This window comes from Streptomyces sp. SID3343 (genome assembly GCF_009865215.1).
In the GTDB taxonomy this organism is placed as follows: domain Bacteria; phylum Actinomycetota; class Actinomycetes; order Streptomycetales; family Streptomycetaceae; genus Embleya.
The window spans coordinates 1-9,170 of the sequence record NZ_WWJX01000420.1 but is presented as its reverse complement, the minus strand read 5'-3'; the positions used below and the strand labels follow the sequence as shown (position 1 = coordinate 9,170).

7 protein-coding genes and 2 pseudogenes are annotated in these 9,170 nt (G+C 69.5%); 4 read left to right on the top strand and 5 right to left on the bottom strand.

The annotated features are described in order from the left end of the window. Positions 1-107 precede the first annotated feature (107 nt). Positions 108-482 carry a hypothetical protein gene (locus GT354_RS52570; protein ID WP_202511868.1) on the top strand — a complete coding sequence of 125 codons (375 nt, stop codon included), beginning with the start codon at positions 108-110 and terminating at the stop codon, positions 480-482. Positions 483-564: 82 nt separating this feature from the next. After that, a complete protein-coding gene (locus GT354_RS13765; RefSeq protein ID WP_161356589.1) occupies positions 565-2,307 on the top strand; it encodes a DUF885 domain-containing protein in 1,743 nt (580 codons plus the stop codon). 129 nt (positions 2,308-2,436) lie between these two features. Here GT354_RS13765 and GT354_RS13760 read toward each other — a convergent pair whose 3' ends face one another. Next, positions 2,437-3,339 carry an amidohydrolase gene (locus GT354_RS13760; RefSeq protein ID WP_161356588.1) on the bottom strand — a complete coding sequence of 301 codons (903 nt, stop codon included), beginning with the start codon at positions 3,337-3,339 and terminating at the stop codon, positions 2,437-2,439. 27 nt (positions 3,340-3,366) lie between these two features. Here GT354_RS13760 and GT354_RS13755 point away from each other — a divergent pair, with 27 nt between their 5' ends. Continuing rightward, entirely contained in the window at positions 3,367-3,549 is a 183-nt protein-coding gene (locus GT354_RS13755) for a hypothetical protein (protein ID WP_161356587.1), read from the top strand. Here GT354_RS13755 and GT354_RS13750 read toward each other — a convergent pair. Together GT354_RS13750 and GT354_RS13745 are read right to left on the bottom strand one after the other, a co-directional pair. Beyond that, positions 3,542-4,999, bottom strand: a complete 1,458-nt coding sequence (locus tag GT354_RS13750) for an amidohydrolase family protein (protein ID WP_237534779.1) — start codon at positions 4,997-4,999, stop codon at positions 3,542-3,544. The genes GT354_RS13755 and GT354_RS13750 overlap by 8 nt on opposite strands. A 178-nt stretch (positions 5,000-5,177) precedes the next feature. Then, positions 5,178-5,735: pseudogene (locus GT354_RS13745) on the bottom strand (cytochrome d ubiquinol oxidase subunit II); the annotation flags it as partial. Between the two features lie 521 nt (positions 5,736-6,256). Between GT354_RS13745 and GT354_RS13740 the strand changes: the two are divergent. Continuing rightward, positions 6,257-7,891 carry an NAD-dependent malic enzyme gene (locus GT354_RS13740; RefSeq protein WP_202511866.1) on the top strand — a complete coding sequence of 545 codons (1,635 nt, stop codon included), beginning with the start codon at positions 6,257-6,259 and terminating at the stop codon, positions 7,889-7,891. 22 nt (positions 7,892-7,913) lie between these two features. Here GT354_RS13740 and GT354_RS13735 read toward each other — a convergent pair. Both GT354_RS13735 and GT354_RS13730 read right to left on the bottom strand, forming a co-directional pair. After that, positions 7,914-8,066, bottom strand: a pseudogene (locus GT354_RS13735) (integrase core domain-containing protein); the annotation flags it as partial. 139 nt (positions 8,067-8,205) lie between these two features. After that, positions 8,206-8,661 (bottom strand): universal stress protein, encoded by a 456-nt coding sequence (locus tag GT354_RS13730; protein WP_161356590.1) that lies wholly within the window; start codon positions 8,659-8,661, stop codon positions 8,206-8,208. Positions 8,662-9,170 lie beyond the last annotated feature (509 nt).

The following is a 9,170-nucleotide window of genomic DNA, read 5'->3' as shown; positions in this document are numbered from 1 at the left end:
GTCCGCGAGGGGGTCGGACCGTACGGCGGCGCGTTCGGCGCCGGGCCGTTGCCGGCTCGGGGCTTTCGGGTCGCCGCCGTGCTGCCGTCGGCCGGGTGGGGAACGCGGTGAGCGTCCGGGTTCTGGTCGCGGACGACCGGACGCTGGTGCGGGTGGGCCTGTGCGGGATCGTGGCCGCCGCGCCGGGGTTCGTCGTGGTCGGCGAGGCCGGCACCGATGCCGCCGCGGTCGAACTCGCGCGGCGGGAGTTGCCCGACGTGGTCGGCCGTAAAGACCACCGGATACTGCTGATCTGGTCACTCGTCGGTCATCACAAAACCCGTGTCCGCATCCATGAACCCACGCACGAGGGTTCGCATGCCAACCGGCGCGGGTCCCGACTCCCCACAGCCGTGCCGGAATCTCCCACGACCGCCGTCGCGGCGTTGGCGCCCGGCCCCGGCGCACGGACCACCCCGGACAAGCGATCTATATGTGGGTAAATAACGCGAACAACCATATTCTTCCCGTAGTCGATCGTCCGCCGATCGAGCGCTGACCGCCCACCCTGAAGGGAAGCGCGCGATGTCCCAGCAAACCGGCCCGACCACCCCCGCCACCCCGGTCCGCACGCCCCGTGCCGTCGCCGACGGATACGTCCACGCGCTGGCCGCGCTGGACCCGTATCTGGCGCTGCGCACCGGCCTGGACACCCCCGAGGGCAAACTCGCGGACCTGTCGCCGGACGGACTGGCCGCAGTCGCGGACCTGGCGCGGCGCACGCTAACCGAATTGGACGCCGCCGAGAACTCCGGCCAAGCCGCCGACGCGGGCGAACAGCGCTGCGGAAAGCTGCTTCGGGAACGCCTGACCGCCGAGCTCGCCCTGCGCGACGCCGGTGAGGACCGGCGGTCCGTGCTGCCCTTCAACGTCATGACGCTGACCGCGCCGTCGGCTTCACCCCTGCTGGGGATCCGGGACATGATCGTCCTGATGCCGGTGGACACCGCCGAGGCGTGGCAGGTGATCGGCCGCCGGATGGCGAACGTGCCCCGGGCCCTTGAGCAGTACCGGGCCACCCTCACCGAGGCGATCGGCCGCGGCGTGCTGTGCGGACCCCGGCAAGTCGGCGCCGTCCTCGACCAGCTGGACCAGCTGCTGTCCGGGAAAAGCCCCGCCGGCTGGTTCGGGGACTTCGCCGCCGGCGCGCCGGGGCCGGTTCGGCCCGAGGTGCAGGCGTCGGCGGCGTCGGCGGGTGCGGCCATGGGTGAGATGAAGGACTGGCTGGGCCGGGTGTACGCGCCGGCCGCGGCCGGGCAGCCGGACACGGTGGGGCGGGAACGGTACGCGCGCTGGGTCCGCTACTGGTGCGGCACCGACCTGGACCTGGACGAGGCCTACGCCTGGGCGTGGGAACAGTTCGCCGACATCGAGGCCCGGATGCGGGAGGTCGCGCAGACCGTACTGCCCGGGTCGGCGCCGCTGGAGGCCATGGCCTGGCTGGACGAACACGGTGCGGCCTACGAGGGAACCGACGCCATCCGTGCCTACCTGCAGAAGCAGATCGACCGGACGATCGGCGACATGCAGGGAAAGTATTTCGACCTGGCCGCGCCGCTGCTCAAGGTCGAGGCGATGATCGCCCCGGCCGGGGCGTCGGCCGCCGCCCCCTACTACAGCCCGCCGGCCGTGGACTTCTCCCGTCCGGGCCGGACCTGGCTGCCGACCGGCGGCAAGGACCACTTCCCGGTGTGGCGGTTGGTCGACCTGTGGTTCCACGAGAGCGTTCCGGGTCATCACGTGCAACTGGGCCAGTGGACCTACCTGGCCAAGGAACTCACCGTCTACCAGAGCACCATGGGCTTCGTCGCCGCCAACGCCGAGGGCTGGGCGATGTACGCCGAACAGTTCATGGACGAGCTGGGTTACTACGCCCACGACCCGGGCATCCGGCTGGGCTACCTCAACGCGCAGATGGAACGCGTCCAGCGGGTGATCATCGATATCGGGATGCACGCCGGGCCGGCCTTTCCCGCGGCATCGCCCGTCTTCGCGGGCCGGCCGATGACGCCCGGCAATGCCCGTGAGTTCTACGGGGCCTACTGCGGGCTGCCCGGCGACCAGCTCGACGCCGAGATCGTCCGCTACCTCAGCCTGCCCGGGCAGGCCATCACCTACAAGCTCGGCCAGCGTGTCTGGCTCGCGGGCCGGGAGGCGGCACGCAAGGCCCACGGCGACGCCTTCGACCTCAAGGCCTGGCACATGGCCGCGATCTCGCAGGGCTCCCTCGGGCTGGACGAACTCGCCGCCGAGCTGGCGGCGATCTGACGCTTGCCGGATCGGCCCCGGGGGATGTCTTCGTCCATCGGAGACGACGCGAGGCAGATGCCGACACCCGCTGTCACCTCGGCTGATCAAGAGGGCCCGGGACGGTGTCCGCGGCCTCGTCGGCGGGCGTCAGACCTTGAGCACGCCGGACAGGTGGTCGACGGCGATGTTGGCGTGCATGCGTACGCCGCTGACCAGCGTGTCGTCATCGGCGTAAAACCCCGGGTTGTGATTGAACCGGCCCTCGTCCTCCACATGGCCGATCGACACGGTCACCGGGTCGTACGCGGGCACCTGGCGGTACAGCCGGCCGACGCCGGTGATGATCGACCCGGCCGCGGGCATCGGGTCCACGCCCAGCCAGGGGGAGGAGCCGTGCACCCCTTCGCCGCTGATGGTGATCTCGACCAGGCAGGACGCGGCGTACTGGTTGCCGACCCGGTAGGCGATCACGCCCTTGGGAGCCGGGGCGACGTGCATCCCGAACACCATCGTCGGTTCGGGGTCGGCCGGCGCTCCGGCGTCCAGCATCGCCTGGGCACCGCCCGTCTCGTCCACCGGCGGACCCTCCTCGGCCGGCTGGAAGACGAACAGCACGGTGCCGGACAGGTTTTCGCGTACGCCGGCCAGGACGGTGGCTGCGCCGAGCAGCATCGCGACGTGGCAGTCGTGGCCGCAGGCGTGCGAGACGGGGAACGGGCCACCGGGGTAGTCGTGGTCGACGACGTTCGACGCGAAGTCCACGCCGGACTCGTCGGGCATCGGCAGCGCGTCGATGTCGGCGCGCAGCGCGATCACCCGATCGCCGGGTTTTCCGCCGCGCAGCACACCGACGACGCCGTGTCCGGCGATGTTGGTGCGCACCTCGTCCAAGCCCAGGGCCCGGAGCTTGTCGGTGATGTACGCGGCGGTGTCCTTCTCCCGGTTGGAGAGTTCGGGGTTGGCGTGGACGTGGTGCCGCCAGACGATCACCTGCGGGGCGATGGCGGCGGCACGGCGGTCGATGTCCTCGTACAGGTCCTGGATGTTCATGTCGGCGCCTTGGGTGAGGATGATGTGGTGGGCTGCAGCGAAAGCGGGGACGGCAAGGCGGGCAAGGCCACCGGGACCCTCCAGCGGCAAGACAGGACGATCGGCAGGGCCGCGACCACACTCATGGCGATCGTCGAATGCCCGCCGGGCAGCAAGTCGTGGAGATTTTGCACCGGGCTCGGGGGCGTGCCCTTCCACGTCGTCAGCTGAGCTGGTTCTTGTGGATCTTCCCGTTTTTGATGATGACGGCGAGGTTCTTCCCCGGATCGGCCAGCAGGCCGATGTCGGTTGTCGGGTCACCGTTGACCAGCAGCACGTCGGCCCAGGCGCCGGGCTGGATGACGCCCAGGGGCGCTTCCTTGTACGGGTCGCGCGAGCCGGACATCCGGAACAGCTCGGCGTTGCCGGAGGTGCCGATCCTCAGGGCCTCGACCGGGGTGAAGCCGAACCGAGTCGCGAGCCGGGTGAACAGCACGCTCTGCATGTACGCCTCGGCCGGGTCGAACAGCATGTCGGTGCCGAAGGCGATCTTCACCTTGTGCTTGCGGGCCCAGGCCAGCGTCTGCGCCACACCCTCGCAGACGTCATGGTTCTTCTTCGTGGAGTTGGCGGTGGCGAAGTGGTGGTCCCTCTCCTCCAATGGCTGGGCGCTGAACCACACGTCCTGCTCCGCCATCAGTTTGATGGTGGCCTCGTCGGCGAGCATCGCGTGCTCGATCGACTTCACGCCGGCCTCGATGGCGCGGCGGATGCCGGCGACGTTGAAGACGTGGACCAGGACGTAGGTGCCGTAGTCGGCGGCGGCCTGGACCGCGGCCCGCATCTCGTCCTCGGTGTACTGCACGGTCTCCAGCGGGTCGTAGTCGGAACTGACGCCGCCGCCGGCCATCACCTTGATCTGCGAGGCGCCCCGCTTCAACTGCTCACGCACCGCGGCCAGGACCTGGGAGCGGCCGTCGGCGACCCGCACGATGCCCAACTGCTCGGCGCGGGGGCGCGGACCGCCGAACGTGGTCGCCGACTCGTAGACGGCGGAGAAGTCACCGTGGCCGCTGGTCTGGGAGATCATCGCCTGGCTGGGGTAGATGCGCGGGCCGGCCACCAGCCCCGCGTCGATGACCTGCTTGAGGGCACCGACGTCACCGCCGGCGTCGCGGATCGTGGTGAACCCGCGCATCAGCATCTGCTCGGCCTGGTACGCCGCGTGGTAGTAGGGCAGACCGGAAGCCCCGGTCATCAGCTCCGCCACGGTGCTGCCCATCAGGAACAGGTGGGAGTGCGCGTCGCTGAGCCCCGGCATCAGGACCCGGCCGCCCCCGTCGATCACCGTCGTGCCCGGCGGTGGACTCTTCGGTTCTTCGGCGATCTTCCCGTCCGCGATGTAGACCGACCGCGCGGCGCCGAGCTGGTCGCTCACCCCGTCGAAGACACGCACGTCCTTGATCAGGACAGGAGCGATGACCTGCTTTTGTTCGCTCATGCCATCGATTACAAGCGCCCATTTGGGGTGCCGCAACCGCGCGACGGGCGGCATGCCGCCAGGGCCGCAACGGTCGAACCGGACGAAGCCGCCGCGTTCGCGGGCGCGGGCGAGTGCAGCTCTGGTATCCGTTCCGCCGGGCGTGAAATGGCCGTCGGCGTCGGCGAGCAGGACCAGCATGTTCACGGGGACGGTCGGTCGCCGGCTGCGGTGGGCGGCGGGCTGTCGCGTGCCCGGTCAGGTGCCTGTGATGCCGATCCCGCACCTTCGTGCCGTGCTTCTTCCAGGTCCAGCCGAACGGGTTCCACCATTGCCGTTGGCATCCTGACGGTGTTTCGGGAGTCGCCGGGCCGCGGGCTCATCCGGGCTGCGGGATGTGTTGCGTACCGATACGGCGGCGGAATACCCAGTACGTCCATGCTTGGTAGGCGATGACCACTGGGGTGACGACAAGCGCGAGCCAGGTCATGACCTTCAGTGCGTATGGGTTGGCGGACGCGTCGGCTGCGGTCAGGCTCCACCGCGGGTCGGTGCTGGACGGCATGACGTCGGGGAACAGCACGAGAAAGAGCATGGTGACCGCCGCGACCACGGCGGTCCCGGACAGACCGAACGCCCACCCGTCACGACCGGCCCGGCCGACGGCCGGCGAGCCGAGCAGCGCCGCGAGCGTCACGATGAGAGCGACGAGGCTACCGGCGCCGCCGTTGAGGGCTTGAGTCCACAGGAGGAACGTGAGGGCCGGGCCGGCGGTCGTAAGACCGAGCACGGTTGCGTACCGACGGCAGCGCAGGCGGATGTCGCCGGTGGTCTTGAGAGCGGCGAAGGCGGCGCCATGGAAGGTGAGCAGCGCCAGTGTGACCAGTCCGCCGAGCAGCGCGTAGGGATGCAGCAGGTCGAGCGGGTTCCCGGTGAAGTTCTTCTGCTTGTGGCCTTGGGGCGCTGTTGTTCACGGTCGCCGGGGCGATCCTGCCGGACGGCTTCACCATGCACGGCCGGCCACCGCCGGGACGCTGGGGCAGCTGTGGCCGACCGCCGCAGCGGGCGTCACCGCCGGCGGGCGGCTGTCCGTGCCACCGTTGGCCGACTCGAAGACATGGGCGTCGAACGGTCCGCTTCCAGCGCGAGCAGCGCAGCCGCCGGCGGCGGGAAGGCCCGCCGGCACGGGCAGTCTGCGCGGCGGAAGATGGCTCTCAGGCCGGCATGAGGCGCGTCGAACCGGGCGTGGCCCGCGTCCAGGCGGCCGATCGCGGCCGATCGCGGCCGCAGGGGAGGGGCAATCGGTCTCGGCGGGGCAGAGCGCGGTAGTCACCCGGCCGGGGTGCCTGGTGGCAAGCGGTTGCGGACCAGTGGAGGCCGGATGAAGGTGGACAGGGGCAGGGTCAAATCAGTGGAGTCGAAATGTCGGATATGCATGGCCCTGGGGTGCCACGAGTCATGACTGACCCCCTGTCGAACCGGGGAACCGCGTTCAGCGTGGAGGAGAGGCAGCGTCTAGGGCTGGTGGGGCGGCTACCGGATGCCGTGCTCACGTTGGAACAGCAGACGCGTCGGGCGTATGAGCAACTGCAGCAGCAGCCGGACGATCTGGCGAAGAACGTCTACCTGGAGCAGTTGCACGACCGCAACGAAGTGTTGTATTACCGGTTGCTGGCGGACCACCTGGCCGAGTTGATGCCCATCGTCTACGACCCGACTGTGGGCGAGGCGATCAAGAAGTACAGCCACGAATACCGGCGCCCCCGCGGTGTGTATCTGTCGATCGACCGGGCCGAGGATGTACGGCCGTCCTTGGAGGCGCTCGGCCTGGCCGGTGACAGCGTGGATCTACTGGTGGTCACGGATGCGGAGGAGATCCTCGGCATCGGTGACTGGGGCGTCAACGGCGTTCAGATCTCCGTGGGAAAGCTCGCGGTCTACACGGCCGCGGCAGGGATCCACCCCGGCCGCTGCATCCCTGTGATCCTCGATGTCGGCACGGACAACGAGGAACTGCTCAACGACCCGCTGTATCTCGGGGTGCGCCACAGCCGTGTCCGCGGTGCGCGGTACGACGAGTTCGTCCAGACGTATCTGGAGGCGGCTTCGTCCTTGTACCCGAACGCCCTGCTGCACTTCGAGGACTTCGGGCCCGGCAACGCCCGGCGCATCCTGGAGACGTACGGCCGGAACTACCGGATGTTCAATGACGACATGCAGGGCACAGGAACCATCATCCTGGCCGCGGCGATCTCGGCGCTGAAACTCACCAAAGTGCCGTTCCGTGAGCAGCGGGTGGTGGTGTACGGCGCAGGTACGGCAGGGGTGGGTATCGCCGATCAGCTGCGCGAGTCCATGATCCTCGACGGCCTTGACGAGGCGGAAGCGACCAAGCGCGTCTGGTTGGTCGACAAGCAGGGGCTGCTGCTGGACGACATGCAGGAACTGCGGGATTACCAGCGGAGTTATGCCCGTCCGGCGTCGGAGGTCGGGGACTGGGCCAAGGATGGGCAGATCGACCTGCTGACGACCGTGCAGCACGTGCAGCCCACGATTTTGGTGGGCACGTCGACCGTGCACGGCGCCTTCACCCAGGAGATCGTGGCCGAGATGGCCAAGCACGTCGACCGCCCGATCATCTTCCCTCTGTCCAACCCCACCGAGCGGATCGAGGTGATGCCTGCCGATCTGCTGGCCTGGACAAAGGGCCGAGTCCTGTGCGCCGTCGGCATTCCGGTCGACCCCGTGGAGCTGAACGGAGTCCGGTACGTCATCGGCCAGGCCAACAACGCTTTGGTCTACCCCGGACTCGGCCTGGGTGTAGTGGTCTCCCGGGCAGAGCGGGTCACCCCGCGCATGCTGCGAGCCGCCGCCGAAGCGGTCGCCGGACAGGTCCGGCCCGCCGGCGGGGAAGGCCCGCTGTTGCCACCGGTGGAGAACCTGCGTGCCTCATCGGCGACGATCGCACTGGCGGTGATCCAGGCAGCCGTCGAGGACGAGGTGGCCGCCGTCCGGATCGATGATCCGGTGCAGGCCGTCAGGGACGCCATGTGGGAACCCGCCTACGGGCCGGCCGCCGAGGGCGGACAGTGAGCTTCACCGGTGAGGAACTCGATCATTGAGCAACCAAGTTCAGGTTGCCTGATGTGATTGTGCGTTGTTCGAACTCGATTGGGCTGATGTGGCCGAGTGCGGAATGGCGGCGCCGATGGTTGTACCGGGCGAGCCAGGAGAACACGACCATGCGGGCTTCAGGGCGCCGCACGAAGGCTCCGCACCCGACCCACCGGAGAGCCCAACCTGTCCGCCCGCCGGAACGGGTACAAGATCACCATGCCGGCGCGAACCACGCCGTCGGCGACGAGGACAACTGGGTACGCGGGGACCTGCCTGGTCGGGGGGCCGGTCTAAGGGATGACCGTGACCGGCCAGCGGGCGGTGCGGACCAGGCGTACCGCGAGCGAGCCGGCGATCTTGTGGCCGAACTGTTCGGAGGCGCCGACGACCACCGAGTCGGTACGGACCTCGTCGGCCAGGTTGGCGATCTCGCGGGCGACGTCGCCGCGCAACTCCACGAAACGGTGGCGTACGCCGAGTTCGTCGGCTCGGCGGGTGAGGTAGTCGACGATCTCGGTGACGCTCGCATCGTTCGCGACCTCGGCGGCCTCGGCGCCGCCGGGCACCGACATCGTCAGCGCCGACGACACCCGGACGTAGACGGAGACGAGTTCCGCCCCCGAACGTCGGGCCTGTCCGAGGGCGTAGTCGGCCGCCCGCAACGACGTGCGCGAGCCGTCGATGGCCGCGAGTACGGCCCGGGGGCCGTCCGTGCCGAGTTCGAACACGTCGCGAAATTCAGGCATGGTCACGGCAGTTGTTCCTTCCCTGTCCGTCGGATTTCACGCCCGACGGTGTCGTCGATCAGTGCTCGGTGTGCCGAAGGCGGACAGGTCGATGGTGTGGTGTGGCGAAGGCGGACGGGGTCTGCCGTGGCGATCCCCTTGCCCTCCTCGTGGCACACGGCCGGCTCGCAGGTGGCCCACCGCGCAACGAACTCCCGGCAGTTGGGCGTGAGCCGCGCCGCTTCGTTCGACCGAGTTCCGGGAACTCGGCGGCGACGGGGCCGGGTCGCCCGGCCGAGGCCGGCCCGTCGTACTCCGTCCCGCCGGCAAACGCGGGAGGCCCCGCCTGCCGCGTGATACTTCCCGGGAGTTCCATGGGCGTCACGCTACAACCCTCGCGTTGGCCGTCTGCCGAGCCCTGCGCGCGGTGCTGACGGCGACGTCGCGCGGTCGACCGGCGGGTGTGCCGCCGAGGGTGGGAGCGAGCTCGGCGAGGCGCGCGCCCGACGCGCTGTGCGCCGGCCCCGTTC